Genomic DNA, 26,701 nt, shown 5'->3' with positions numbered 1-26,701 from the left:
CATTACATGCTGAATCCGAAAACAAACTCAGTGTAAAAACATCCGACTGCAATAAATTAAATGGAGAACCCGGCCAAAATGGTAAAAACGGAATACCTAACAGTAATTGCAAGGATGGAGGCAAAGGTGGAGACGGGAAAAATTCGGGACAATCAGGTGGTAATGGCGGTAACGGTGGTAACGGTGCACCTGATGGCGGTAACGGTGGCGATGGAGGTGATGGTGCGTCAGGTGGCAGTGATAGCAATGGTGATGCTAATGGAGGCAATGGAGGCGATGGAGGCGATGCTGGGAAAGGTAGAAAATCGGGTTCAAACGGCGGGTATGATGGACAAAGGGGTAAGAATGGATAACTATTGAAATTGAAAAACGCTATCCCTGATAGGAACATATTTCCTTCAGGGGAGTATGTTCCTATCAGGGATAGTAGACTAGAAATATACAATTTAGACTTAGAGTGTATCCCAATAGGAGATATTTGATATTATAGTCAGCCTGTTTTTTTACATTTAGGGGATTTTTTCATGAATAAGAAATCAATAGCCCAATGGTTCATTTCTGATGAACTCTGGCAGAAAATTGAACCCTTACTCCCTCCACATAAAACCCATCACCCTTTGGGCTGCCATCGCCGCCGTGTCGATAATCGGGCCGCTATGAATGCTATCTTTTTTGTGTTACGAACCGGATGCCAGTGGAATGCCCTCAATGCCACAGGGATTTGTTCTTCAAGCAGTGCTCACCGCCGTTTTCAGGAATGGGTGGCGGGAGGCGTCTTTGAGCGACTCTGGCAAAATGGCTTACTCGCCAGTGAAAAAATAGGGGCTATCGACTGGGGCAAATTGGCACTGGATGGCTGTTTGACTAAAGCGCCCCTGGCCGGCTCAAAAAAACAGGCCGCAACCCAACAGACCGGGGAAAACAAGGCGTAAAGCGAAGTTTGCTCACGGATGGACAGGGCTTGCCATTAGCGATTGCCGTTGCGCCCGCTAATATTCATGATATCAGACTTGTTATAGCCACCCTGGACGGTTTACAGACAGGACGCCGGGGTTATGGAACCAAACTCCATCTGGATAAAGCTTATGAGGCGGAATGGCTGGAAAAAGAATTAAAAACCCGTGGATACGTCCCCTGCATACAATCAAGAAAAGAAGAACAAGATGCGCTGGCCGAACAATATGATTTTAAAGTGAACCGTTGGGTTGTTGAAAGGACACACAGTTGGCTTAATCGTTTTCGTCGTATTCTGGTTCGTTGGGAAAAACGGGTTGAAAATTATGAAGCCATGCTTCATTTGGCTTGTAGTTTAATTGTCTGGAATATAATCCTATTGGGATAGGCTCTTAGAAGGAATCATTTGCATATTGTTTTGCAGATTTTTCGACCTTGTTTAGTATTTTGTGTAATCACCACTTCCGATTAAATGTGACCGTCCAGGTGGTTAGCCCCAGATCGATAAAGGCGGTCATGTATTAAATGGTTAGTTGCTGTGATATGCTTCCGGCTTTTTAAGGATGAAGTATGGCCAAAGTTGATGTCTATTGCCGTTATTGCCACAAATCAGAACAGGTCAAAGGACATGGGAAAGGAAATGGCGGACATCCTCGTTATCGCTGTTATAGCTGCTGTAAGGTCTTTCAGTTGGCGTATACCTATCAGGCCTGCAAACCCGGCGTTAAAGAACAGATTGTCGATATCGCGATGAATAACGGGGGAATTCGTGACACCGCTCGGATCCTGAAAGTCGCCACCGCCACCGTCATGAAAACATTAAAAACCTCAGACCCCGAAACGTAACGACACTTCCCCTTGCGGAATGTGGCATCCAGATTGTCTGTGAAATCGACGAGCAATGGTCGTTTGTCGGCAATAAGAAAAACCAACGCTGGCTTTGGTATGCTTGGGAACCCCGCCTGAAGCGAATAGTGGCTCATGTTTTTGGCGATCGCAGTCGAAAAACGTTAGACAAGCTGCTTACCCTCTTATCTTCCTTTACTATTCGGTTTTACTGCACGGATGACTATGTTGTTTATGACCCACTTCCCGAGGAAGAGCACTTGACTGGAAAGGCGTTTACTCAGCGTATAGAGAGAACGAATTTAACGCATCGTACCCGAATCAAAAGGCTGAATAGAAAAACCATTGGGTATTCAAAATCGGAAGAAATGCACGATAAAGTGATAGGAACCTTTATTGAACGTGAACATTATTTTTAATACCTAATCTAATCATTTAATACATGACCATAAAGGCTATTTCTATCCCGGCCCTGATTTATTCAACAAAGCCACACTAATAGTGATAATACCTACTTATTCAGAAAATTTTTCTGCTTGATTAATAGGAGTCACTCTCACCTGTTTGATGACATTACCGTGTACCGATAGAATTTCAAAATTATATTTATTAATCTGCACCTGAGCGTTCAATTCGGGAATTTCACCCAACTCTTCTAGAATCATGCCGTTCATTGTTCTTGGTCCATCTGCAGGCAATGCCCAGCCGAAGACTTTGTTTAATTCGCGGATATTAGCTGTACCATCAACTAGAACAGTACCATCACTCTGTGGCATTACTTCTTCTGCTAAAGTAGGGGACATAGAAGTAGTAAAATCACCGACAATTTCTTCCAAAATATCTTCGACAGTAACAAGCCCCTGAATATCGCCATATTCGTCAACGATTAAGCCAGCTTTTTGCTTGTTGCGTTGGAAATTAATCAACTGAGTGTTCAGCGGGATGCTGACAGGAATAAAGTAGATCTTATCTGCGGCTTTAATCAGATTTCTTTTCGTAAACGCTTTTTTCTCCATCATGAGGCGATAGGCTTCACGTACACGCAGCATGCCAATGGCATCATCGAGAGAATCGCGGTAAAGCACAATTCTACCATGTGGTGAATGAGTTAGTTGTCGCATCACTGACTTCCAGTCATCATTAATGTCAATGCCGACAATCTCATTACGGGGCACCATGATATCGGCAACAGTCACTTTCTCAAGATCTAATATTGAAATAAGCATATCTTGATTACGGCGTGAGAGATTGGTGTTTGACTCATTCACAATTGTGCGCAATTCATCTTTGCTGACAGCATCACTGCGAATGTCAAAGGTCTTTATGCCTAGACAGCGCATCAGCAGTAAACTGATTTTATTAAATGCCCACACAAGGGGAAGCATGATTTTTTCCAGTGGGCGCAGTAGGAAACTGCTAGGAAATGCCACTTTTTCTGGATAAAGTGCAGCGATAGTTTTGGGCATTACTTCAGCAAAAACTAGAATCACAAAAGTCAGTATGCCAGTGGCGATGGCAACACCTGCATCTTGATAAAGACGCATCCCCACAATAGTGGCAAGTGAAGAGGCCAGAATATTGATGAGGTTATTACCGATAAGGATAAGACTAATCAGCCTGTCAGGACGACGCAGTAGTGATTCTACCCTCCGTGCAGGACGGCTACCTTGTTTTGCCAGATGGCGTAATCGATAACGGTTTATGGTCATCATGCTAGTTTCTGAGGCAGAAAAATAGGCAGAAATGATGACCATGATGACAAGAATAATGATTAATGTGCTTGTTGAAACATTCTCCAAAGCAAAATTCCTTTCTAATATTTATACAGATTGGCTACAGTGATCCCTTGACCGTTAATAAACCATAATTTCCTGTAATAGCCTGCCGCCAAAAAAGGCGAGTGTCAGAATAAACGCGCCAATCAGATTGAACCAAATGACACGTTTACCGCGCCATCCTTCATGATAGTGACCCCAGAGTAAGATAACGTAGACAAACCATGCAATGATAGATAAAACGGATTTGTGAATATTCTCTTTACCGAAAATATTATCCATGTACATGATTCCTGTACATAACGTCAATGTGAGTAAAATGACACCGACTTGGGTAATGTGAAACATTTTGCGTTCAATGGTCATTAGAGGGGGCATGCCAGAAGAAAAAGAGAATTTTTTCTTTTTAAGCAGATGATCCAACCAGCCCAGTTGTAGTGCATATAGTGCAGCGATAAGTAAGGTGGCATACCCAAGGAGTGCTAATCCAATATGAATGAATAACTCGATACTGTCTTCCAGATGGGTAATGAACGCTCCTGGCACCATACTGGCCAGCATTAAATTTGTCATGGCGAAACTGTAAACGATGGGTTGCAGAAACCATGCCCGACCACGGAAAGCCACGACAGTCATAATGGTGCTCATGAGTAAGCTGACAATCGAGCCTAAATTTAACAACGTGAGATTTTGGCCGCTGCTGACATGAAAAATCTGATATTTCAATGCAATCGCATGATTAATCAGGGCCATAATAGAGAAAAGCAGAGCCAGCTTTTGATAACTGTTTTGTTGCCGCAATAAACCCGGCACAATGAGCATCAGGCTAATGAGATAAGCAAGTAAAGCAATAATTGAAAATACTGGCATAACGTTTGTCGTTTTCGCAATAATGTTAGATGGAACTTAAAATTTAAGTATAACGCTAGCTGAGGTAGCCTCCAACCGTTGTTAATCATACTTGGTAATCTCTTTGCAGAGATTGGATCATCATCGTGTTATAATTCGCTAAATTTGCCTTACAGGTAGCCCCTTTTGTAGATATCTGAGCTGAGACAATGTTTGATAATTTAACTGACAGACTATCGCGCACATTGCGCAATATCAGTGGCCGCGGACGGCTGACTGAAGATAATATTAAAGATACATTGCGTGAAGTTCGCATGGCTTTGCTCGAAGCAGATGTTGCATTGCCTGTCGTGCGTGATTTTATTTCACGAATCAAAGAGAATGCCGTAGGGCATGAAGTTAACAAAAGTCTGACTCCAGGACAGGAATTCGTCAAAATCGTTCAGAATGAATTGGTTAAGGCGATGGGAGAGGTAAACAGTGAGTTGAACCTTTCTGCACAGCCACCTGCTGTAGTCCTGATGGCGGGTTTGCAAGGCGCGGGTAAAACAACCAGCGTTGCAAAATTGGGCAAACTGCTCAAAGAAAAAAATAAGAAAAAAGTACTGGTCGTTTCTGTTGACGTATATCGTCCAGCAGCGATCAAACAGCTTGAAACACTATCTGAAGCTGTTGATATTGATTTTTTTCCTTCAGATCCACAGGAAAAACCAGTTGATATCGCCAATAAGGCTATCCAGCACGCCAAACTGAAATTCTATGATGTGCTGTTGGTCGATACTGCAGGTCGTCTGCATGTTGATGAAGCAATGATGGACGAAATTAAAGCGGTTCATGCGGCCATCAACCCTGTTGAAACTTTATTTGTTGTTGATGCAATGACTGGGCAGGATGCAGCAAATACGGCGAAAGCATTTAATGAAGCATTGCCATTGACAGGGGTTGTTCTGACCAAAGTTGATGGTGATGCTCGCGGTGGTGCTGCGCTTTCCATTCGTCATATTACTGGAAAACCAATTAAATTCCTTGGGGTTGGTGAAAAAACAGACGCATTGGAGCCTTTCCATCCAGATCGCATTGCATCCCGTATTCTGGGTATGGGAGATGTGCTTTCATTGATTGAGGAAATTGAAAGCAAAGTTGACCGAACCCAAGCAGAGAAACTCGCATCAAAACTGAAAAAAGGTGATGGTTTTGATTTAAATGACTTCCTTGATCAGCTCAAGCAAATGCGCAATATGGGTGGTATGACCAGTATGTTGAGCAAAATGCCGGGCATGTCGCAGATCCCTGATGCCGTCAAGTCCCAAATGGATGACAAAGTTCTGGTGAAAATGGAAGCCATTATCAATTCAATGACCCGTAAAGAGCGTGAAAAACCGGAGATTATCAAAGGTTCCCGCAAACGTCGGATTGCGTCAGGGTCTGGTACTCAGGTGCAGGATGTTAACCGTTTGCTGAAACAGTTTGATGAAATGCAACGTATGATGAAAAAGATGAAGAAAGGTGGTTTAGCCAAAATGATGAAAGGCATGAAAGGCATGCTGCCACCTGGCTTTATGGGGCGATAATTAACAAAGTCGAGAAAGAAAGTACTCTTTGGATTGCTTTTTGCGCCAAAGTGAGTAAAATTTTCGAGCTTTTTATATGAATAGCCGGACTTCATTCCTCGATGAAGTCTGGTTGTTTTGTTAACTAATGAGGATGTTATGGTAACAATTCGTTTAGCTCGTGGCGGCGCAAAAAAGCGTCCGTTTTATCAAGTAGTCGTGACTGATAGCCGTAATGCGCGTGATGGTCGTTTCATTGAACGCGTTGGTTTCTTCAATCCGATCGCATCAGGGCAAGCAGAAGCTCTGCGTTTAGATCTGGATCGTATCGAACATTGGGTTGGTCTGGGTGCATCTGTGTCTGATCGTGTTTCTGCACTGATCAAAGATGCTAAAAAATCAGCTAAAGCAGCTTAATCTGTCGCGGTGGCAACTATGAGCAAGCAAACGGGCCTGGAGCCGCCTGTTGATCCAATAGTGTTGGGGAAATTGGGTTCCACATATGGCATTCGTGGTTGGCTCAGAGTGTTTTCTTCCACCGAACGTACCGAAGACATTTTTGAATATCAACCGTGGTTTATTCAGCGTTCAGGCCAGTGGCAACATGTTGAGCTGGAAACGTGGAAATACCACAATCAGGATCTGATCATCAAAATCAAAGATATTGATGATCGGGATGCTGCGAATTTATTCACTAACTGTGAAGTGGTGGTGGATTCTACCAAATTACCAGAACTGGAAACCGGTGATTATTACTGGAAAGACCTTATGGGTTGTCAGGTAATAAGTATTGCAGGTTATAACCTTGGAACTATCAACGACATGATGGAAACAGGTTCTAACGATGTGATGGTAATAAAAGCAAACCTGAAAGATGCATTCGGTATCAAGGAACGGTTAGTTCCGTTTCTTGATGGGCAGGTTATCAAGAAAGTCGATCTCGCTACTAAAACTATTGAAGTAGATTGGGATCCTAGTTTTTAATCTCCGGTTAAAACGGTTTAAATGAGTGGGACGCTGTATGTGGATTGGGGTTATTAGCCTGTTTCCTGAAATGTTCCGCGCAATAACCGATTACGGGGTAACTGGTCGGGCTGTAAAAAATGGCCTGTTGAGTATTGAATGCTGGAGTCCTAGGGATTTTACCTACGATAGGCATCGTACCGTTGATAATCGTCCTTATGGCGGTGGTCCAGGAATGCTAATGATGGTGCAACCGTTACGGGAAGCCATCCATGCAGCCAAAGCAGCGGCAGGCGTTAATGCAAAGGTGATTTACCTTTCACCACAGGGGCGCAAACTCGATCAACAGGGAGTTTGTGAGCTGGCAGAAAATGAGAAATTGATTCTTGTTTGTGGCCGTTATGAAGGTATTGATGAGCGTGTTATCCAAACCGAAATTGACGAAGAATGGTCTATCGGGGATTACGTTCTCAGCGGGGGAGAACTTCCTGCAATGACGATGATTGACTCTATATCTCGGTTTATTCCGGGAGTATTGGGGCATCAGGCATCGGCAGAAGAAGACTCGTTTGCTGATGGATTATTGGATTGTCCACATTATACCCGCCCTGAGGTGTTAGATGGGATGGAAGTTCCCCCTGTTTTATTGTCGGGAAACCATGCCGAAATTAATCGCTGGCGAATGAAACAATCGCTTGGCCGAACTTGGTTAAGAAGGCCCGAACTTCTAGAAAGCCTAGCTCTGACTGACGAGCAGAGGATGTTGCTGTCTGAATTCCAACAGGAATATCAGGATCAGGCAACGAGTTAATCCAGGCATATCCTGTGAAGGCATGTCTTTGATATATCAGTTTATCTAGGGTAAGAGAGTTATTATGAGCAACATTATTAAACAAATTGAACAAGAGCAGATGAAGCAAGACGTACCTTCATTCCGTCCGGGTGACACCGTAGAAGTTAAGGTATGGGTCGTTGAAGGTTCTAAAAAGCGTCTGCAGACATTCGAGGGTGTGGTTATTGCAATTCGTAACCGCGGTCTGCATTCTGCATTCACTGTTCGTAAGATTTCTAACGGCGAAGGAGTTGAGCGTGTATTCCAGACTCACTCCCCTGTCGTAGACAGCATCAGTGTTAAACGTCGTGGTGCCGTTCGTAAAGCTAAACTGTATTACCTGCGTGAGCGTTCTGGTAAGGCGGCTCGTATTAAAGAGCGTCTTAACGCTAGATAATATGCTTTCGCTACATCCGAAAGTTATAGAGGCCTGCATATGCAGGCCTCTAATTATTTATTACAAGGCATTATTTTTTCTATACGGTACGGTATTTTTTGTAATTAAAACTCGTCTAAAAGTAGAGTCTTGCCATCGTACTTGAACTATATTCTTCATACACTTCTTCTTCAGGAAAAAATTTCTTTGAGAAATTGATTTAGAAAAAAATTAATTTCATATTCGGCACTACTATTGAGCAGATGATTTTGATTAAGATAGTACTTTATAATTTGTGATGAAGGTGAGCTGAACAGTATGGGATTCCTAAGAGCACGATAGCGAAAATAAAAAGAGATAGGTTAACAATGAATATATTAGCCAGATCCAAAAATAACGTGGAGACGAGAATAAATGGCATCAATAAAAAAGTGGTGGCTTTGAGAGTGGAACATCGATAATTCATCCGCAATTTGCGAAGTAGATACACAACAGATTACCGCAAGAATGGTGAGCATCACATCTACAGGCAGCCTACTTGGTCTCAGCCAAAAAAAAACAAATGTCAGTATAAAAAGAGTAATATCACCGATCAGTCCCAATTTCATGCCAGCATAACGCGTGTCTATTAATAATTATTTGATTATTATGATAAATTCTAGAATTATTATATTTATTTTTAATAAACGAATAAAAATTAATAACTCTGGTCTTTAAGATTTTTTATTTAGCCATTAATTATAAATATTATTTTATGGTTTTATATAAGCATTAAAATAATATGTTAATTTTAATGAAATCTATATATAAAGACAGAATTTAAATCTTGTTTTTATTGAATGATTTATAAAGATATTTATTTTTTAATAAAGTATTTCCATTGTAAATATAATTATGATATCAATTCATGAAATATTTAGATTAATTAATCTTTTTTTATGGAAATAAAAAATCAAAGGAATTGTTAACGCTATAGAGTCACCGATAGTATACTTACTCTTGATGTAAATAATTATTTACGATAATAGTAAATTATTTACACAATTGGATTGTATTCTTTACTATGCATGGTATGTTGTCTGCCTGACACTCAAAAAAAAACTTAACAAAACAAGGCTGGCATAGAAAATGATCATGCAAAAAGGTGCACTTAATAACATTCATATTCTTGGTGAACAGATTTTTATCACACCTGAGGAACTGAAACAGAAATACCCATTGAGTCGCAACGATCTGCATACCATCACAAATGCCCGTAATACCATCGCTGATATTATTCAGCACCGTGATCCTCGTTTGTTAGTGGTGTGTGGCCCCTGCTCAATTCATGATGTGGACGCTGCCCTCGATTATGCCCGTCGCCTGAAAGTACTTTCTGCTGAATTAAGTGATTGCCTGTATATTGTTATGCGTGTCTATTTTGAAAAACCCCGTACGACAGTTGGTTGGAAAGGCTTAATCAGTGATCCCCATATGGATGGTTCGTTTGATATAGATGCTGGGCTGCATATTGCCCGCAGTTTATTAATGAATTTAGTTAAAATGGGATTACCACTGGCCAATGAAGCACTAGATATTAATAATCCTCAATACTTGGGAGACCTATTCAGTTGGTCAGCTATCGGGGCGAGAACGACAGAATCACAAACTCACCGCGAAATGGCATCGGGATTGTCTGTCTCCGTTGGATTCAAAAATGGGACTGATGGTAATTTGAATACTGCAATTAACGCCATGAAAGCGGCTGCCATGCCACATTGCTTCATGGGAATAAGTCAGTCAGGGCAAGTCTGTCTGCTACAAACTCAAGGTAACCCAAATGGGCATGTTATCCTGCGTGGTGGTGCTGAACCGAATTACAGTTCTGAGCATGTTGCTGACTGCGAAAACCAAATGATCAAGGCAGGTTTAACGCCATCGTTAATGATTGATTGCAGCCATGGTAATTCCAATAAAGATTTTCGTCGTCAGAGCATCGTAGTGGATTCTGTTGCTGAACAGATTATGTCTGGAAATCGATCTATCATTGGTATTATGTTGGAAAGCAACATTCACGAAGGAAATCAGCCTTCAGAACAGCTTCGTTCTGAGATGAAATATGGTGTTTCAGTGACTGATGCCTGTATTAACTGGCAAACCACGGAGCAGGTATTAAGAAAATTACACCAACAAATAGCCCCACGTTTTGCAAAACGTAACATGATGATGGAAAAAGCAGGATAATTGATATGGTAGCAAAATTATCACAATTGCGGGAACAAATTGATGAGGCAGATAAAGCATTATTGGCGTTACTGGCGAAGCGAATGTATTTAGTGGCAGAAGTTGGCGAAATTAAGAGTCAACTGGGTTTGCCGATTTACGTACCAGAAAGGGAAGCGTCCATGCTGGCTTCCCGCCGCCAAGAAGCTGAAGCTATGGGAATTCCGCCAGATTTAATTGAAGATATTTTGCGGCGCATTATGCGAGAGTCCTACGTAAGTGAGAACGATAAAGGATTCAAAAAACTCAGTACCCATCTGATGCCAGTGGTTATTATTGGTGGCTCAGGGAAAATGGGGAGACTGTTTAGCCGCTTGCTGACTTTATCTGGCTACGAAGTTCGGGTTCTTGAGTCAGGAGATTGGGATAAGGCTGAACATATACTGGCAGATGCAGGGATGGTAATCGTCAGTGTGCCGATTCATCTGACAGAAGAGGTTATCCGCCGTTTACCTCCTTTGCCGGAACAGTGTGTTTTGGTTGATTTGGCCTCTATTAAACAAAGGCCGTTAAAGGCGATGCTTGATGTTCATCAAGGCCCTGTTTTAGGGTTGCATCCTATGTTTGGATCCGATGTGGGCAGTTTTGCCAAACAGGTTGTCGTGTATTGTGATGGGCGTCAGCCCGAAGCATACCAATGGTTTTTGGAACAAATATCAGTATGGGGTGCGCGATTACATCAAATTAGCGCAGAGCAGCACGACAAAAATATGAGTTTCATTCAAGCGCTACGTCATTTCACTACTTTTTCTTATGGTCGGCATCTTGCAAAAGAGGATATCGATTTGCAGCAACTGATATCACTATCCTCCCCAATCTATCGATTGGAATTGGCTATGGTTGGTCGATTATTTGCCCAAGATCCTCAGTTATATGCCGATATCATTATGTCCAGTCCTGAAAATATTGAGCTGATCCGCCGTTATCACCAGAGTTTTGGACAGGCGATTGAAATGCTGGAAAGTCAGGATAAGTCGGCTTTTATTGCGAATTTTAACCAAGTGAATGAGTGGTTTGGTGATGAAGCCACTCGATTTATGAAAGAGAGTCAGTCTCTTTTGCAGCAGGCGAGTGATAGCCGGATATAGTGCATTTTACATCGATTCCAAATTGTGAAACCGGATGAAAACATCCGGTTTTCTATTTTAACAGGGATCGATAGAAGTCACATTTTCTGAGGGATAACATCCCAAGACTTTCAAGAACCGGGTGATTTCTGACAATTCTTTAAGTGCCTGTTGCATCTTCATGGAGCGAAGATTGGCTTGTACATCAATATAAAACATCTCTTCCCACGGTTTGCCGTTTATGGGACGTGATTCCAACTTACTCATTATAATATCGTGTTTTTTCAAGATAATAAGCGTATCGACCAGAGCACCAGCCTGCTGTCCTGTTGACATGATAAACGTGGTTTTGGCAGGAACCTGATTTGACACATCAATGGGTTTTTTGGCAACAACAATAAAGCGAGTACTATTATTTTGCTGATTTGCCAAATTGTTTTCCAAAACTCGTAATTTATAGAGTGCCCCCCCTGCTTCACTACCTAACGCTGCCACTTCTGACGAGTTGAGCCCTGCTACTTTCTGCATGGCAGCAGCCGTGCTTTCACAATAGACAATCTTCCAATGAGGAAATTGATTGAGATATTGGTTGCATTGCTGGAAAGGTTGAGAATGGCTATAAACTGTTTTTATTTTTGACGTATCAGTCTCGGTACCAATCAATAAACAGTGATTTATTGGCAGGGTTATCTCCCCAACAAGGAATAATGGTGTCTGCTGTAATAAATCATAAACATCATTTATTGCTCCAGAACTGGTATTTTCGAGAGGCAGGATGCCATAATCTGCTTGACCAATCTCAACCAGCGAAAAAATATCTGGGAATTTGTGACAACTACATTCAATCAACTGATTGAAATGGCGCGCCGAAAATTGACGGGCTGCAATGTGGGAATAGGAACCTTTTGGCCCTAGAAAAGTAATGCGTGCAGAGTCGTAAGGTGTCTGGTTCAGATGCTGTTGAAGCAACGCTTGCTGGGTTAATACTGAATCTTCAATGATCATTTGAAACAGGCGGGTAATATAGAACCCATCTAGACCATGAATTTTGCCTTTATTAATTAACACATTAAGTAGTTCTCGCTCACGGTCTTTATCTCGAACAGGGCGATGTTCGAGAAGTTTAGTCTGCGCAATATCACAGGCTAATTGCCGACGTTTCCCAAGCAGGTCCAGTAAATCTGCATCAATACTGCTGATTTCTTCTCGTATATTAACTAAATTTCGTTCCATAGCATGTTCCTGACGTTTTTATTATGGATATAGATGATGGTCTGCAAAAAAAAACCTCCCATTGATAGGGAGGTTTTTTGTTCGTCTTTTTATCCTTTTTAAAACGAAAAAACCTCCTCATGAGAAGGTAAAAAAGAAAAAGAAGAAAAACAGTTTTATAGCCATGTCATTTATAAGTGTATTACTTTTTTATGGTGCCAATAATATACTTTAATTAACTTATTTGATGTGGAGTGTCAATAGAAAGGCTCTGTAGGGCAATAAAAACGCGCTCATTGAGCGCGTTAAATAAGGTTAAGCTGTGATTAAACTTCTATGTCAAAGTTGGAGTCTTTAACGCTGTGATCTGCACGGCGTGCTTCTCCCTTATGCTGCACTTTATTGAGTTGACGCTCTAATTTTGTTAGTAGTTCGTTGATGGCAGCGTACATATCCTCATGTTTTGCACTAGCAACTAATGTATTGTTTGGTATACCTATTGTGGCATCAGCTAAGAACCCCTGTGGTTCTTTTGTGAGTACGATATGTGGACTAATTAGGTTGACTTGCCATTTGTTCAACTTGTTTAGACGGTCTTCTATGTGGCTACGAATTGCGGGGGTAATTTCCATTTGTTTGCTGGTGATGTTCACTAACATATAGTTACCTCGTTATGTTACTCCGTCTTCGATAGTTTCAGCATACCTTTCTTTGACATAAAAAGAATGATCTAAATCACTTTTATTGGGCTGCTTTGACAGTAAGTAACAGAAGTGTGATTGGTGAGGAAGATATAGAGAATATTTATTGCTAAGAGGGGCATTATGCATCATTATTGGTCAGTTATGGTATTATCAAGACGGTTGATAATCTTAAGATACATTACGCCTAGGGCTAGTTGCTGCTGAAACTAATTAAAGCAGGTTATAGGTTCATTAAGCGTAGCGCCGTAAAAAGGGCATTTGAACTATGAAAAATAACAGCAGCCGTAGCTGCTGTTGATGCTTTTTACTTTTCTTAAATCTTATACTGGGTTAGCCGCAATTAATTTTGCCACTTTATCTGCTTCAGCCATCAGACCCAATTCCTTATAGGAAGCTTCCATGTAAGGAAGTGCTTCTCGGGTCGCTTGAGTATCAGGATAATCCCGTAACATCTGTTCAACTCGACTGACAACGGCCACATAAGCGCTGCGTTTAGTGTAATATTTTACAACCGCAAGTTCATATTTGGCCAAACGTTCTTTGAGGAAGACTAAACGCTTGGCAGCATCGGACGTATACTGACTGTTAGGATAACGGCTGACTAGCAGGTTGAAATCACGGAATGAGGCACGGGCATGTTCAGGATCTCGATCTGAACGATCTATGCCAAAAAAGCTTTGCAGAGTATTGTCATCCAAGGCTTGAGATATCAGAGCACGCAAGTATATCACATAGTCGATATTCGGATGGGTTGGGTTCAGACGCATGAAACGGTCAATGGATGCGAGAGCCATTGGGAATTCTGCTGATTTGTAATAGGCATAAATCAAATCAAGCTGAGTCTGTTGGGAGTACGGTCCAAAAGGATAACGGTTATCAAGGGATTCCAATTGTTTGATAGCCCCTTTATAGTTACCTTCTTGCAGGTGTTTTTGCCCGGCTGAGTAAATTTGAGATTGCGGGATATCAGGAACAGCATCCTTATTGTTGGAGCATCCAGATAAAACCATACTCAATGTGGCTGCTGCCACCAGATATTTCATGCGAATCATCACGTGTTGATTATCCTCTGAGTGTTTTCTGGGAGACTATCCATGAAGTTCCCAGCAAAAGATAGAGCTACAATAGCATATTATTTTAAATGAAACGGCTTTGCCGTCAAAACTCAACGTAAAATACAGAATTTATATATGGCACAAAAAATACGACTTAATGCAACAGTCGCTGAAACACAGCTCGGTCAACGTTTAGATCAGGCTTTGGCTGAATTGTTCTCTGATTATTCAAGATCCCGTATAAAAGAATGGATTTTGGATAATAAAGTTCAGGTTAATGGTAAATTGATCAATAAGCCAAAAGAAAAAGTACTGGGCGGTGAAGTAATTTCCATTGATGCCATCATTGAAGAAGATGCGCGTTGGGAACCACAAGATATCGAGTTGAATATTGTTTATGAAGATGATGATATTCTAGTGATTAACAAACCGCGTGATTTGGTTGTACATCCTGGAGCAGGTAATCCTGATGGTACTGTACTGAATGCCTTGTTATATCGCTATCCTGCAATTGCAGATGTCCCCCGCGCTGGTATTGTACACCGTCTCGATAAAGATACGACTGGATTGATGGTTATCGCAAAAACCGTTCCAGCGCAAACCCGCTTGGTGGAATCCCTACAACTGCGTGAAATTACCCGTGAATATGAAGCGATCGCCTTGGGATGCATGACAGCAGGGGGAATGGTAGAAGAACCTATATCCCGCCATCCGACAAAACGGACACACATGGCAGTGCATCCTATGGGAAAATCGGCAGTTACCCATTATCGGGTTATGGAACATTTCCGGGCACATACTCGTCTGCGTCTGCGACTGGAAACTGGCAGGACACATCAGATCCGTGTCCATATGGCACATATCAAGCATCCTCTGGTTGGTGATCCTTTATACGGTGGCCGTCCTCGTCCGTTAAAAGGTGCTTCAGACGAATTTCGCGAAGTGATGCGCAACTTTGATCGTCAGGCATTGCATGCCACCATGCTACGACTTTACCATCCCATTTCTGGTATTGAGATGGAATGGCATGCAGAATTACCAGATGATATGGTTAAATTGATTGATGTGATGAAAGCGGATGCTGAAACTTTCAAAGATGAGATGGACTGGTAGGTAAATGACCCCACTGATTTTTCCTGATTGGCCACAGCTTGATAATGTTGGTGCTTGCAGCACAACCCGCTTAGGTGGAGTAAGCCTACCGCCTTATGACAGTTTGAATCTGGGTAACCATGTTGGTGATGATTCGAAATGTGTGGAGCGGAACAGAAAACTGCTGGTTGAATATGCCCAGTTGCCACAACAACCTGTCTGGTTGGAACAGGTACACGGAACTCGAGTTATCAATCTGGATGGTCAGCCAGTGAAAGATAATCAGGCTGATGCTGTTTACACGAATATACCCGGGCAGGTTTGTGCTGTCATGACAGCAGATTGCCTGCCTGTTCTTTTCTGCACCATTGCGGGGAATGAAATTGCAGCGGCGCATGCGGGATGGCGTGGGTTATGTACAGGGGTTCTAGAAAATACTGTGACTCAATTTAGCGCAAAACCTGAAATGATCCGCGCATGGTTAGGGCCAGCCATTGGCCCTGAAAAATTTGAGGTGGGTCGTGAAGTTATGGATGCGTTTGTTGTAACCAATCCTGAGCTAGAACAAGCCTTTACACCTTATGGTAATAAATTTTTGGCAAATATCTATTTACTGGCTAAATTGAAGTTGCAGTCTATTGGTATAAATGAAGTTTTTGGAGGGGCTGTTTGTACTGCCACTGAGGAAAGAAACTTTTTCTCCTATCGCCGTGATGGTAACACTGGACGTATGGCAACTTTAATCTGGCTGAGATAATCGGCGTTATAGGATGATTTTTGGTGTTTAGTGGTTAGTTTCCAATTAACTCTTTCAGAGTACCTTGAATATTTAAGGAATGACCTTATCTAGTTTCCAGTAGCAAATTCTGACCAGTATTGGAGGTGTTATGCGTCTGGATCGTCTTACTAATAAATTCCAGCTTGCTCTCGCTGACGCGCAATCTCTTGCATTAGGGCGTGATAATCAATTCATCGAACCGATCCACTTGATGAGCGCATTGCTTCATCAAGAGGGGGGCTCTGTTCGTCCCTTACTAACATTGGCAGGGGTTGATACGAGTAGCATCAACAATCAACTTAACCAAGCCTTAGGTCGATTACCGAAAGTAGAGGGTAATGGTGGTGATGTACAGGTATCCAATGAGCTGGGGCGTTATTTAAACTTGTGTGACAAACTTGCGCAAAAAGCAGGTGACAATTTTATTTCTTCTGAACTCTTTGTTCTGGCGGCAATAGAAGAACGTGGAACATTAAGTGACATACTTAAAGCTGTGGGAACAACCAAAGATAAAATCGCTAAGGCAATAGAACAGATGCGTGGTGGTGAGAAAGTGAGTGATCAAGGTGCTGAAGATCAGCGTCAGGCACTAAAAAAATACACAATCGATCTAACTGAACGTGCCGAACAGGGCAAATTAGATCCCGTGATTGGGCGCGATGAAGAAATTCGCCGGACAATTCAGGTATTACAGCGTAGAACTAAAAATAACCCTGTTCTTATTGGTGAACCGGGTGTTGGGAAAACCGCCATAGTTGAAGGTCTGGCGCAGCGTATTATTAATGCTGAAGTTCCAGAGGGGCTGAAAAACAAACGCGTTCTGTCCCTTGATATGGGAGCGCTAGTGGCGGGTGCGAAATACCGTGGTGAATTTGAAGAACGTTTGAAAGGTGTTTTGAACGATCTCGCCAAACAGGAAGGCTCAGTCATTCTGTTCATTGATGAATTGCATACGGTGGTAGGAGCAGGTAAGGCTGATGGCGCAATGGATGCCGGTAACATGCTTAAACCCGCCTTGGCTCGGGGTGAACTACACTGTGTTGGTGCGACGACACTGGATGAATATCGTCAGTACATTGAAAAAGATGCTGCTTTGGAACGTCGTTTCCAGAAAGTGTATGTGGCGGAGCCAACTGTTGAAGATACCATTGCTATCCTGCGTGGGCTTAAAGAACGCTATGAATTGCATCACCATGTACAAATTACTGATCCAGCAATTGTTGCTGCTGCGACTTTGTCTCATCGCTATATTTCAGATCGTATGTTGCCAGACAAAGCCATCGATCTAATTGATGAAGCAGGAGCAAGTTTGCGTATGCAAATGGATTCTAAACCAGAAGCACTGGATCGTTTGGAGCGTCGGGTTATTCAGTTAAAGCTTGAACAGCAGGCACTGAAAAAAGAATCGGACGATGGCAGTAAAAAACGACTCGAAATGTTGAATATGGAGCTGGTGGAGAAAGAACGCGAATATTCTGAGCTGGAAGAAGAGTGGAAAGCCGAAAAAGCAGAGCTGACTGGCACTCAGAACATTAAAGCAGAATTAGAGAATACGCGCCTTGAATTAGAAAAAGCCCGTCGTAGTGGTGATCTAGCGAAGATGTCTGAAATCCAGTACGGAAAAATTCCAGAATTGGAAAAACGTTTGGCAACGGCAGCAACGGCAGCAACGGCAGAAAGCCATCATATGAAACTGCTGCGTAACAAAGTAACTGATGCCGAAATTGCCGAAATTCTTGCTCGCTGGACGGGGATTCCTGTATCCAGAATGTTGGAGAGTGAAAAAGATAAACTTCTGAGCATGGAGCATGAATTACATAAACGTGTCATCGGGCAAAATGAGGCTGTTGAGGCTGTATCTAATGCAATTCGTCGTAGCCGTGCGGGATTATCCGATCCAAATCGTCCGATTGGTTCTTTTATGTTTTTGGGGCCGACGGGGGTAGGTAAAACCGAATTGTGCAAAGCGTTGGCCAATTTCCTATTCGACAGTGATGATGCGATGGTGCGCCTAGACATGTCGGAATTTATGGAAAAACATACTGTTTCAAGACTGGTGGGGGCTCCTCCTGGATATGTTGGATATGAAGAGGGGGGGTATCTGACAGAAGCGGTGCGTCGTCGCCCTTATTCAGTGATTTTACTGGATGAGATAGAAAAAGCTCATCCTGATGTCTTCAACATTCTGTTACAGGTATTGGATGATGGTCGTCTGACGGATGGACAGGGAAGAACGGTTGATTTTCGCAATACTGTTATAATTATGACCTCTAATCTAGGTTCAGATATAATTCAGGAACGTTTTGGTGCACTGGATTATACGGGAATGAAAGATATGGTGATGGAAGTAGTTGGTCATCATTTCAGACCTGAATTTATTAACCGTGTGGATGAAGTCGTCGTGTTCCATCCATTAGGAAAAGAACATCTGACATCCATTGCGAATATCCAATTACAACGTTTATACCATCGGTTGGAAGAGCGTGGCTATCAGGTTACGATGACATCGACAGCATTAGAGAAACTGAGTGATGCTGGTTTTGATCCTGTATATGGTGCTCGGCCATTAAAACGAGCCATCCAGCAAGAGATCGAAAACCCTTTGGCTCAGAAGATCCTTTCAGGCAAACTAATTCCCGGAAAATTGGTTACTTTAGATCTGGAAAACGACCACATAATTGCAAAACAATGAGATTGTTTGATTGTTTGATTGTTTGATTGTTTGATTGTTTGATTGTTTGATTGTTTGATTGTTTGATTGTTTGATTGTTTGATTGTTTGATTGGTCGATTTTCATAGATAGTCGTCTTTATATAGACAACTCTCATGTGAAATTTTCATGAGGTGATATAAAAAGGTATACCAGAAGTAAAAAAGAGGTGGAAAAACCACTTCTTTTTACATTTTTTAGTCTAACAAAGCACCAATTTGGCTTGCATTGGAGGATAAATAATCGATTGAGTTTTTTTTTTAAAAAAACTATTGCCAGGCACGGAAAAGTCCCTATAATGCGCCACCACTGACCGACGCTGAGCGAAGACACGCCGCCGAGGACAGCGGGAGAAAAGCCCTGAAAATAAAGGCTTGACACCCGGCGAGGAAAGCGTAAGATACGCAGCCTCACGGCACGGAGCCCTGCTCCGGTCGGACCGCTCTTTAACAATTTAATCAGACAATCTGTGTGGGCACTCACAAGACAGTATCGACAGCATCGCAAGATGCCGAAAACTTTAAAGTCTTAAAGAGTGACTAAAACAGTTAATTCATTACGAAATAACAGTAACAATTCTTTGAGCATCAGACTTTTAATTGAAGAGTTTGATCATGGCTCAGATTGAACGCTGGCGGCAGGCCTAACACATGCAAGTCGAGCGGCAGCGGGGGGGAAGCTTGCTTCCCTGCCGGCGAGCGGCGGACGGGTGAGTAATGTCTGGGGATCTGCCCGATGGAGGGGGATAACCACTGGAAACGGTGGCTAATACCGCATAACCTCTCTGGAGCAAAGTGGGGGACCTTCGGGCCTCACGCCATCGGATGAACCCAGATGGGATTAGCTAGTAGGTGGGGTAAAGGCTCACCTAGGCGACGATCCCTAGCTGGTCTGAGAGGATGACCAGCCACACTGGGACTGAGACACGGCCCAGACTCCTACGGGAGGCAGCAGTGGGGAATATTGCACAATGGGCGCAAGCCTGATGCAGCCATGCCGCGTGTATGAAGAAGGCCTTCGGGTTGTAAAGTACTTTCAGCGGGGAGGAAGGCAACAGCGTAAATAGCGTTGTTGATTGACGTTACCCGCAGAAGAAGCACCGGCTAACTCCGTGCCAGCAGCCGCGGTAATACGGAGGGTGCAAGCGTTAATCGGAATTACTGGGCGTAAAGCGCACGCAGGCGGTCAATTAAGTTAGATGTGAAATCCCCGGGCTCAACCTGGGAACGGCATCTAAAACTGGTTGACTAGAGTCTCGTAGAGGGGGGTAGAATTCCACGTGTAGCGGTGAAATGCGTAGAGATGTGGAGGAATACCGGTGGCGAAGGCGGCCCCCTGGACGAAGACTGACGCTCAGGTGCGAAAGCGTGGGGAGCAAACAGGATTAGATACCCTGGTAGTCCACGCTGTAAACGATGTCGATTTGGAGGTTGTGCCCTTGAGGCGTGGCTTCCGGAGCTAACGCGTTAAATCGACCGCCTGGGGAGTACGGCCGCAAGGTTAAAACTCAAATGAATTGACGGGGGCCCGCACAAGCGGTGGAGCATGTGGTTTAATTCGATGCAACGCGAAGAACCTTACCTACTCTTGACATCCTCAGAATCTGCCAGAGATGGCGGAGTGCCTTCGGGACCTGAGAGACAGGTGCTGCATGGCTGTCGTCAGCTCGTGTTGTGAAATGTTGGGTTAAGTCCCGCAACGAGCGCAACCCTTATCCTTTGTTGCCAGCACGTGATGGTGGGAACTCAAGGGAGACTGCCGGTGATAAACCGGAGGAAGGTGGGGATGACGTCAAGTCATCATGGCCCTTACGAGTAGGGCTACACACGTGCTACAATGGCAGATACAAAGAGAAGCGACCTCGCGAGAGCAAGCGGAACTCATAAAGTCTGTCGTAGTCCGGATTGGAGTCTGCAACTCGACTCCATGAAGTCGGAATCGCTAGTAATCGTAGATCAGAATGCTACGGTGAATACGTTCCCGGGCCTTGTACACACCGCCCGTCACACCATGGGAGTGGGTTGCAAAAGAAGTAGGTAGCTTAACCTTCGGGGGGGCGCTTACCACTTTGTGATTCATGACTGGGGTGAAGTCGTAACAAGGTAACCGTAGGGGAACCTGCGGTTGGATCACCTCCTTACCTGAATGATAGTGATTGTGCAGTGTCCACACAGATTGTCTGATGAAAATAGAGTATCACGGTATAGGCTTGTAGCTCAGGTGGTTAGAGCGCACCCCTGATAAGGGTGAGGTCGGTGGTTCAAGTCCACTCAGGCCTACCAGACACGTTGACTCCTGGCCCTTTCCAGGGTGACCCGGTGCGGATGCAGCGGTGTTATCTGCGTTGAAACGGCGGGCGGGGAAACGGTCTGCACAGTTGTCTGACAGGCCGGTGATAACACTGTATGGGGCTATAGCTCAGCTGGGAGAGCGCCTGCCTTGCACGCAGGAGGTCAGCGGTTCGATCCCGCTTAGCTCCACCATACAAATCATTTCAGAACCCATGGGGAAAACACCCGTGTGTTGTGAAATTTTTGCTCTTTAACAATCTGGAACAAGCTGAAAATTTGAAACAATCAGTGCCGTCATGGACGGGACTGGTGAGTCTCTCAAAACGCACACCCGAAGACACCTTCGGGTTGTGAGGTTAAGCGACTAAGCGTACACGGTGGATGCCTAGGCAGTCAGAGGCGATGAAGGGCGTGCTAATCTGCGATAAGCGCCGGTAAGGTGATATGAACCGCAATAACCGGCGATACCCGAATGGGGAAACCCAGTGCAATCCGTTGCACTATCCTGGCCTGAATTCATAGGGTCCGGAGGCGAACCGGGGGAACTGAAACATCTCAGTACCCCGAGGAAAAGAAATCAACCGAGATTCCCCCAGTAGCGGCGAGCGAACGGGGAACAGCCCAGAACCAACATCAGCATCAGCGTCAGGAGAACGGTCTGGAAAGGCCGGCAGTAAAGGGTGATAGCCCCGTATCTGAAGACACTGGTGGTGTGAGTTCGACGAGTAGGGCGGGACACGTGGTATCCTGTCTGAACATGGGGGGACCATCCTCCAAGGCTAAATACTCCTGACTGACCGATAGTGAACCAGTACCGTGAGGGAAAGGCGAAAAGAACCCCGGCGAGGGGAGTGAAATAGAACCTGAAACCGTGTACGTACAAGCAGTGGGAGCCTTGATTTATCAGGGTGACTGCGTACCTTTTGTATAATGGGTCAGCGACTTATATTCTGTAGCAAGGTTAACCGTTTAGGGGAGCCGCAGGGAAACCGAGTCTTAACTGGGCGTTAAGTTGCAGGGTATAGACCCGAAACCCGGTGATCTAGCCATGGGCAGGTTGAAGGTTGGGTAACACTAACTGGAGGACCGAACCGACTAATGTTGAAAAATTAGCGGATGACTTGTGGCTGGGGGTGAAAGGCCAATCAAACCGGGAGATAGCTGGTTCTCCCCGAAAGCTATTTAGGTAGCGCCTCGTGAATTCATCTTCGGGGGTAGAGCACTGTTTCGGCTAGGGGGTCATCCCGACTTACCAACCCGATGCAAACTGCGAATACCGAAGAATGTTATCACGGGAGACACACGGCGGGTGCTAACGTCCGTCGTGAAGAGGGAAACAACCCAGACCGCCAGCTAAGGTCCCCAAGTCATGGTTAAGTGGGAAACGAAGTGGGAAGGCTCAGACAGCCAGGATGTTGGCTTAGAAGCAGCCATCATTTAAAGAAAGCGTAATAGCTCACTGGTCGAGTCGGCCTGCGCGGAAGATGTAACGGGGCTAAACCATGCACCGAAGCTGCGGCAGCAACACTTAGGTGTTGTTGGGTAGGGGAGCGTTCTGTAAGCCTGCGAAGGTGTGCTGTGAGGCATGCTGGAGGTATCAGAAGTGCGAATGCTGACATAAGTAACGATAAAGCGGGTGAAAAACCCGCTCGCCGGAAGACCAAGGGTTCCTGTCCAACGTTAATCGGGGCAGGGTGAGTCGACCCCTAAGGCGAGGCCGAAAGGCGTAGTCGATGGGAAACGGGTTAATATTCCCGTACTCGGTGTTACTGCGAAGGGGGGACGGAGAAGGCTAGACCAGCCGGGCGACGGTTGTCCCGGTTCAAGCGTGTAGGTGGGAAGAATTGGTAAATCCGTTCTTCCGTGAACACTGAGGCGTGATAACGAGGCACTACGGTGCTGAAGTGGTTGATGCCCTGCTTCCAGGAAAAGCCTCTAAGCATCAGGTAACAGTGAATCGTACCCCAAACCGACACAGGTGGTCAGGTAGAGAATACTCAGGCGCTTGAGAGAACTCGGGTGAAGGAACTAGGCAAAATGGTGCCGTAACTTCGGGAGAAGGCACGCTGGCGCCAGGTGACGGGACTTGCTCCCCGAGCCGAGGCCAGTCGCAGATACCAGCTGGCTGCAACTGTTTAATAAAAACACAGCACTGTGCAAACACGAAAGTGGACGTATACGGTGTGACGCCTGCCCGGTGCTGGAAGGTTAATTGATGGGGTTAGCGGCAACGCGAAGCTCTTGATCGAAGCCCCAGTAAACGGCGGCCGTAACTATAACGGTCCTAAGGTAGCGAAATTCCTTGTCGGGTAAGTTCCGACCTGCACGAATGGCGTAATGATGGCCAGGCTGTCTCCACCCGAGACTCAGTGAAATTGAACTCGCTGTGAAGATGCAGTGTACCCGCGGCAAGACGGAAAGACCCCGTGAACCTTTACTATAGCTTGACACTGAACCTTGAACCTTGATGTGTAGGATAGGTGGGAGGCTGTGAAGTGTGGACGCCAGTCTGCACGGAGCCATCCTTGAAATACCACCCTTGAATGTTTGATGTTCTAACGCAGGCCCGTTATCCGGGTCGCGGACAGTGTCTGGTGGGTAGTTTGACTGGGGCGGTCTCCTCCCAAAGCGTAACGGAGGAGCACGAAGGTTAGCTAATCACGGTCGGACATCGTGAGGTTAGTGCAATGGCATAAGCTAGCTTGACTGCGAGAGTGACAGCTCGAGCAGGTACGAAAGTAGGTCATAGTGATCCGGTGGTTCTGAATGGAAGGGCCATCGCTCAACGGATAAAAGGTACTCCGGGGATAACAGGCTGATACCGCCCAAGAGTTCATATCGACGGCGGTGTTTGGCACCTCGATGTCGGCTCATCACATCCTGGGGCTGAAGTAGGTCCCAAGGGTACGGCTGTTCGCCGTTTAAAGTGGTACGCGAGCTGGGTTTAGAACGTCGTGAGACAGTTCGGTCCCTATCTGCCGTGGGCGTTGGAAGATTGAAAGGGGCTGCTCCTAGTACGAGAGGACCGGAGTGGACGCACCACTGGTGTTCGGGTTGTCATGCCAATGGCACTGCCCGGTAGCTAAGTGCGGAAGAGATAACCGCTGAAAGCATCTAAGCGGGAAACTTGCCTTGAGATGAGTCTTCCCTTGTCCCTTGAGGATACTGAAGGAACGTTCAAGACGAGGACGTGGATAGGCTGGGTGTGTAAGCGTAGCGATACGTTGAGCTAACCAGTACTAATGAACCGTGAGGCTTAACCTGACAACACCGAAGGTGTTTTGGTGAGAGAGAGAGACGCAGTTTCAAATGAAAAACAGCAGCTTGTTCGGGATTGAACACAGAATTTGTCTGGCGGCCATAGCGCGGTGGTCCCACCTGATCCCATGCCGAACTCAGCAGTGAAACGCCGTAGCGCCGATGGTAGTGTGGGGTCTCCCCATGTGAGAGTAGGGCACTGCCAGACATCTATTTAGCCAGAGAAGCCACCCACCGGGTGGCTTTTTTGCGTCTTGAGTATAAAACTTACTTCAAAGACTGATACAAACTATAGCCAGCCATTGCTCCGGCGATATCATAAACAAAATCCTGCCAACTCCAGCCTGTTCCTGGTGGTCGACTATCATAAAATTCTTTCGCTGTACCAAGGCTGATAGACAGGAGTAGGCCAAACTGTGCACTTTCCTGATGTGTCCAATTTTGCCGCTCCCCATAAGCATTACCCGCAGCCGCCATAGCCGAAGAAAATAGAAAATGTTGAGCTTTATCTTTACCTGTCCAATTATCGTTGGCCTGATACATATTGGAACACGCGATTGTAAATAGGAGAGGAGAGATTACCAATACATTTTTTATTATATTTATGACAGGTTTTATCATTGTGATTTACGCCATGATTTATATTTCTGTAAATCATAGCTTGTTGATAAATAAGATACAAAAAATTCCCTCTAGCGATAGCAAGAAAGGATTGATGAGTCGATAATTATTTATCTATTTTACAGTATGCGGCTAATTAATCGGTCGACTCGGATACGGCGTAAACGGCGTATCAGTTTGCGAACCTTGACCGGATAAAGCTGTATACTTTCCAGCTCCTGGTAATCATTGATAATTTTTGTATGAGTACGAATGCAGTCTAGTTCTAATGTGCGTTGTTCTTGCATTTCCTGATGAGGATCGTGGATGAGAATAGCATTCTCTAGATCTAGTCCCCATGCTCGTGGATTGAGATTATTGCCGGTAATTAATTGCCATTTGTTATCAACCCAGATCCCTTTTAAGTGATAAGTATTATCTGCCTCTTTCCATAGCCGAATGGTTAATTGCTGGTTATCGATAAAGTATTGCAGTCGGCTAGTAAAACGACGCAGATTAATTTCATACAGATAAGGTAATGCCCCGATAATTCTAAAGGGTTCTTCCGGTGGAATGTAAAAATCATTGGCCGTTTTATCGCCAATGATAATCTCAACCTGTTTTCCTTGTCGGAGCAATCGTGATATTGCGCGTACCAGAACCGCCGGTAAATTGAAATAAGGTGTGCAGATGACCAATTTATTTTCAGTACTGGAGATCAGGTGGCATATCGTTTTATTTAGTAGATTTTTTTTACCTAATCCGACAAGAGGTGTGACTGCCAATTCCTCATTTGATGCCTGATTCTCAATGTTGTATTCAACACTGCGTAATGAAGTACGGAACTGTCGAATCAAATTTTTAATTTCAAGACTACGAGGGCGACTGTGGCAGGCTAAATTTTTTACGGCATCAGCGGTAAGAATATTATCATCAATAAACTGCTTCATAATGGCTGCGAGTTTTGCATTATGCAGCAAATGGTAACGGTCATAACGATATTTTTCATGGCGATGCAGATAGACATCATTAATACTGGCACCGCTATAAATTACCGTATCATCAAAGATAAAGCCTTTTAGATGCAAAACCCCCAGTGCTTCGCGGGTATTCACCGGAACTCCTAGAACGGAAATGTTGGCATCAGGGTAGCTTTCGGCCATAGAGCAATACCAATCTGCATTTGTTGCCGCTGCTTCTGCGCCGATACGGCCACGTTGAGCACGATGCCAGTCAACGAAAATTTTGATATCCAGCTTAGGGCGTTTTTGCTTGGCAATATACAGAGCATCCATAATATCTCGCCCTGCGTCGTCATTTTCTAAATATAAAGCGGCGATATAAATATATTTTTCAGCGTTCGCAATGTGTTCCAGTAAGGTGCTGCGGAACACTTTTGATTGATAAAGTGTCTTAATGTCAGCAACTGACTGCGGTAATTTAGGCAGTTGTGCAAGGTGTTGTTGGTGTTTGGCTCGTTTAAATTTAGACAACATCACAGTGCGTTTTTTCTCTTAGTTTGGATGG

At 44.4% G+C, this 26,701-nt stretch carries 20 protein-coding genes, 2 tRNA genes, 3 rRNA genes, 1 pseudogene and 1 other annotated feature; of the genes and pseudogenes, 18 read left to right on the top strand and 8 right to left on the bottom strand.

Annotation, left to right across the window (positions count from 1 at the left end):
• Window positions 1–126 precede the first annotated feature (126 nt).
• The 3 genes from XBJ1_RS21575 to XBJ1_RS20930 all read left to right on the top strand — a co-directional run bounded on the left by XBJ1_RS21575 (window position 127) and on the right by XBJ1_RS20930 (window position 2,219).
• Window positions 127–360, top strand: a complete 234-nt coding sequence (locus XBJ1_RS21575) for a hypothetical protein (RefSeq protein ID WP_143827689.1) — start codon at window positions 127–129, stop codon at window positions 358–360.
• 164 nt (window positions 361–524) lie between these two features.
• Window positions 525–1,342 (top strand): IS5-like element ISXbo1 family transposase gene (locus XBJ1_RS20935; RefSeq protein ID WP_143827669.1). Its coding sequence is split into 2 segments (ribosomal slippage): window positions 525–885 and window positions 885–1,342, totalling 819 coding nucleotides; the frame shifts between segments, so codons are not numbered across the junction.
• A gap of 182 nt (window positions 1,343–1,524) precedes the next feature.
• Window positions 1,525–2,219 (top strand): IS1 family transposase gene (locus tag XBJ1_RS20930; protein ID WP_143827612.1). Its coding sequence is split into 2 segments (ribosomal slippage): window positions 1,525–1,780 and window positions 1,780–2,219, totalling 696 coding nucleotides; the frame shifts between segments, so codons are not numbered across the junction.
• A gap of 96 nt (window positions 2,220–2,315) precedes the next feature.
• Here the strand turns inward: XBJ1_RS20930 and XBJ1_RS13910 are convergent.
• Together XBJ1_RS13910 and XBJ1_RS13905 are read right to left on the bottom strand one after the other, a co-directional pair.
• On the bottom strand, window positions 2,316–3,599 hold the full coding sequence (locus XBJ1_RS13910; protein WP_012989642.1) for an HlyC/CorC family transporter: 1,284 nt from the start codon (window positions 3,597–3,599) through the stop codon (window positions 2,316–2,318).
• A gap of 54 nt (window positions 3,600–3,653) precedes the next feature.
• Complete coding sequence (locus tag XBJ1_RS13905; protein WP_012989641.1) at window positions 3,654–4,445, bottom strand: cytochrome C assembly family protein; 792 nt, start codon at window positions 4,443–4,445, stop codon at window positions 3,654–3,656.
• A gap of 188 nt (window positions 4,446–4,633) precedes the next feature.
• Between XBJ1_RS13905 and ffh the strand changes: the two genes are divergently transcribed.
• From ffh to rplS, 5 genes are all read left to right on the top strand, one after another.
• The gene (gene ffh, locus XBJ1_RS13900; protein ID WP_012989640.1) at window positions 4,634–5,995 is read left to right on the top strand and encodes a signal recognition particle protein; all 1,362 of its coding nucleotides are present in this window, start codon (window positions 4,634–4,636) and stop codon (window positions 5,993–5,995) included.
• A gap of 138 nt (window positions 5,996–6,133) precedes the next feature.
• The gene (rpsP, locus tag XBJ1_RS13895; RefSeq protein WP_012989639.1) at window positions 6,134–6,391 is read left to right on the top strand and encodes a 30S ribosomal protein S16; all 258 of its coding nucleotides are present in this window, start codon (window positions 6,134–6,136) and stop codon (window positions 6,389–6,391) included.
• A gap of 18 nt (window positions 6,392–6,409) precedes the next feature.
• Window positions 6,410–6,958, top strand: coding sequence for a ribosome maturation factor RimM (rimM, locus tag XBJ1_RS13890; protein WP_012989638.1), 549 nt, complete (start codon window positions 6,410–6,412; stop codon window positions 6,956–6,958).
• A 37-nt stretch (window positions 6,959–6,995) separates the two neighbouring features.
• Window positions 6,996–7,748 (top strand): tRNA (guanosine(37)-N1)-methyltransferase TrmD, encoded by a 753-nt coding sequence (gene trmD / locus XBJ1_RS13885; protein WP_012989637.1) that lies wholly within the window; start codon window positions 6,996–6,998, stop codon window positions 7,746–7,748.
• Between the two features lie 64 nt (window positions 7,749–7,812).
• A complete protein-coding gene (gene rplS, locus XBJ1_RS13880) occupies window positions 7,813–8,166 on the top strand; it encodes a 50S ribosomal protein L19 (protein WP_012989636.1) in 354 nt (117 codons plus the stop codon).
• A gap of 431 nt (window positions 8,167–8,597) precedes the next feature.
• Here rplS and XBJ1_RS22605 read toward each other — a convergent pair.
• Window positions 8,598–8,774, bottom strand: a pseudogene (locus XBJ1_RS22605) (anaerobic C4-dicarboxylate transporter family protein); the annotation flags it as partial.
• Between the two features lie 499 nt (window positions 8,775–9,273).
• Here XBJ1_RS22605 and XBJ1_RS13875 point away from each other — a divergent pair.
• Entirely contained in the window at window positions 9,274–10,368 is a 1,095-nt protein-coding gene (locus tag XBJ1_RS13875; RefSeq protein ID WP_038199188.1) for a 3-deoxy-7-phosphoheptulonate synthase, read from the top strand.
• Window positions 10,369–10,373: 5 nt separating this feature from the next.
• A complete protein-coding gene (gene tyrA / locus XBJ1_RS13870) occupies window positions 10,374–11,495 on the top strand; it encodes a bifunctional chorismate mutase/prephenate dehydrogenase (protein ID WP_012989633.1) in 1,122 nt (373 codons plus the stop codon).
• Window positions 11,496–11,552: 57 nt separating this feature from the next.
• Here tyrA and pheA read toward each other — a convergent pair whose 3' ends face one another.
• The 3 genes from pheA to bamD all read right to left on the bottom strand — a co-directional run bounded on the left by pheA (window position 11,553) and on the right by bamD (window position 14,433).
• The gene (gene pheA / locus XBJ1_RS13865; protein ID WP_012989632.1) at window positions 11,553–12,707 is read right to left on the bottom strand and encodes a bifunctional chorismate mutase/prephenate dehydratase; all 1,155 of its coding nucleotides are present in this window, start codon (window positions 12,705–12,707) and stop codon (window positions 11,553–11,555) included.
• A gap of 45 nt (window positions 12,708–12,752) precedes the next feature.
• Window positions 12,753–12,873: a sequence feature (Phe leader region), on the bottom strand.
• Window positions 12,874–13,012: 139 nt separating this feature from the next.
• Window positions 13,013–13,345 (bottom strand): ribosome-associated translation inhibitor RaiA, encoded by a 333-nt coding sequence (gene raiA / locus XBJ1_RS13860; RefSeq protein ID WP_012989631.1) that lies wholly within the window; start codon window positions 13,343–13,345, stop codon window positions 13,013–13,015.
• 365 nt (window positions 13,346–13,710) lie between these two features.
• On the bottom strand, window positions 13,711–14,433 hold the full coding sequence (gene bamD, locus XBJ1_RS13855) for an outer membrane protein assembly factor BamD (RefSeq protein ID WP_173346424.1): 723 nt from the start codon (window positions 14,431–14,433) through the stop codon (window positions 13,711–13,713).
• A gap of 147 nt (window positions 14,434–14,580) precedes the next feature.
• Between bamD and rluD the strand changes: the two genes are divergently transcribed.
• The 8 genes from rluD to rrf all read left to right on the top strand — a co-directional run bounded on the left by rluD (window position 14,581) and on the right by rrf (window position 24,782).
• Complete coding sequence (gene rluD, locus XBJ1_RS13850) at window positions 14,581–15,558, top strand: 23S rRNA pseudouridine(1911/1915/1917) synthase RluD (protein WP_012989629.1); 978 nt, start codon at window positions 14,581–14,583, stop codon at window positions 15,556–15,558.
• 4 nt (window positions 15,559–15,562) lie between these two features.
• Window positions 15,563–16,294, top strand: a complete 732-nt coding sequence (gene yfiH, locus XBJ1_RS13845; protein WP_012989628.1) for a purine nucleoside phosphorylase YfiH — start codon at window positions 15,563–15,565, stop codon at window positions 16,292–16,294.
• 130 nt (window positions 16,295–16,424) lie between these two features.
• Complete coding sequence (gene clpB, locus XBJ1_RS13840) at window positions 16,425–19,007, top strand: ATP-dependent chaperone ClpB (protein WP_012989627.1); 2,583 nt, start codon at window positions 16,425–16,427, stop codon at window positions 19,005–19,007.
• 614 nt (window positions 19,008–19,621) lie between these two features.
• Window positions 19,622–21,165, top strand: a 16S ribosomal RNA gene (locus XBJ1_RS13835).
• A 65-nt stretch (window positions 21,166–21,230) separates the two neighbouring features.
• A tRNA-Ile gene (locus XBJ1_RS13830) sits at window positions 21,231–21,307 on the top strand.
• A gap of 125 nt (window positions 21,308–21,432) precedes the next feature.
• Window positions 21,433–21,508, top strand: a tRNA-Ala gene (locus tag XBJ1_RS13825).
• A 162-nt stretch (window positions 21,509–21,670) separates the two neighbouring features.
• Window positions 21,671–24,580, top strand: a 23S ribosomal RNA gene (locus XBJ1_RS13820).
• Window positions 24,581–24,666: 86 nt separating this feature from the next.
• Window positions 24,667–24,782: ribosomal RNA gene (gene rrf / locus XBJ1_RS13815) — 5S ribosomal RNA — on the top strand.
• Together the 16S, 23S and 5S rRNA genes with 2 tRNA genes alongside form the textbook arrangement of a ribosomal RNA operon.
• A gap of 59 nt (window positions 24,783–24,841) precedes the next feature.
• Here rrf and XBJ1_RS13810 read toward each other — a convergent pair.
• Both XBJ1_RS13810 and pssA read right to left on the bottom strand, forming a co-directional pair.
• Window positions 24,842–25,195, bottom strand: coding sequence for a YfiM family lipoprotein (locus tag XBJ1_RS13810; RefSeq protein WP_173346400.1), 354 nt, complete (start codon window positions 25,193–25,195; stop codon window positions 24,842–24,844).
• 119 nt (window positions 25,196–25,314) lie between these two features.
• Complete coding sequence (gene pssA, locus XBJ1_RS13805; protein WP_038199168.1) at window positions 25,315–26,670, bottom strand: CDP-diacylglycerol--serine O-phosphatidyltransferase; 1,356 nt, start codon at window positions 26,668–26,670, stop codon at window positions 25,315–25,317.
• Window positions 26,671–26,701: the final 31 nt, after the last annotated feature.

Origin of the sequence: Xenorhabdus bovienii SS-2004 (assembly GCF_000027225.1) — a bacterium.
Taxonomy (GTDB): Bacteria; Pseudomonadota; Gammaproteobacteria; order Enterobacterales; family Enterobacteriaceae; genus Xenorhabdus; species Xenorhabdus bovienii_C.
Note: the sequence above shows the minus strand (reverse complement) of the source record. Positions and strands in the feature narration are given on the sequence as shown.

What these genes read in the sequence shown, in the direction of transcription:
- XBJ1_RS13905 (WP_012989641.1), bottom strand. Translation starts at nt 4,445, where the DNA reads ATGCCAGTATTTTCAATTATTGCTTTACTTGCTTATCTCATTAGCCTG.
- ffh (WP_012989640.1), top strand. Translation starts at nt 4,634, where the DNA reads ATGTTTGATAATTTAACTGACAGACTATCGCGCACATTGCGCAATATC.
- rpsP (WP_012989639.1), top strand. Translation starts at nt 6,134, where the DNA reads ATGGTAACAATTCGTTTAGCTCGTGGCGGCGCAAAAAAGCGTCCGTTT.
- rimM (WP_012989638.1), top strand. Translation starts at nt 6,410, where the DNA reads ATGAGCAAGCAAACGGGCCTGGAGCCGCCTGTTGATCCAATAGTGTTG.
- trmD (WP_012989637.1), top strand. Translation starts at nt 6,996, where the DNA reads ATGTGGATTGGGGTTATTAGCCTGTTTCCTGAAATGTTCCGCGCAATA.
- rplS (WP_012989636.1), top strand. Translation starts at nt 7,813, where the DNA reads ATGAGCAACATTATTAAACAAATTGAACAAGAGCAGATGAAGCAAGAC.
- XBJ1_RS13875 (WP_038199188.1), top strand. Translation starts at nt 9,274, where the DNA reads ATGATCATGCAAAAAGGTGCACTTAATAACATTCATATTCTTGGTGAA.
- tyrA (WP_012989633.1), top strand. Translation starts at nt 10,374, where the DNA reads ATGGTAGCAAAATTATCACAATTGCGGGAACAAATTGATGAGGCAGAT.
- pheA (WP_012989632.1), bottom strand. Translation starts at nt 12,707, where the DNA reads ATGGAACGAAATTTAGTTAATATACGAGAAGAAATCAGCAGTATTGAT.
- raiA (WP_012989631.1), bottom strand. Translation starts at nt 13,345, where the DNA reads ATGTTAGTGAACATCACCAGCAAACAAATGGAAATTACCCCCGCAATT.
- bamD (WP_173346424.1), bottom strand. Translation starts at nt 14,433, where the DNA reads ATGAAATATCTGGTGGCAGCAGCCACATTGAGTATGGTTTTATCTGGA.
- rluD (WP_012989629.1), top strand. Translation starts at nt 14,581, where the DNA reads ATGGCACAAAAAATACGACTTAATGCAACAGTCGCTGAAACACAGCTC.
- yfiH (WP_012989628.1), top strand. Translation starts at nt 15,563, where the DNA reads ATGACCCCACTGATTTTTCCTGATTGGCCACAGCTTGATAATGTTGGT.
- clpB (WP_012989627.1), top strand. Translation starts at nt 16,425, where the DNA reads ATGCGTCTGGATCGTCTTACTAATAAATTCCAGCTTGCTCTCGCTGAC.
- XBJ1_RS13810 (WP_173346400.1), bottom strand. Translation starts at nt 25,195, where the DNA reads ATGATAAAACCTGTCATAAATATAATAAAAAATGTATTGGTAATCTCT.
- pssA (WP_038199168.1), bottom strand. Translation starts at nt 26,670, where the DNA reads ATGTTGTCTAAATTTAAACGAGCCAAACACCAACAACACCTTGCACAA.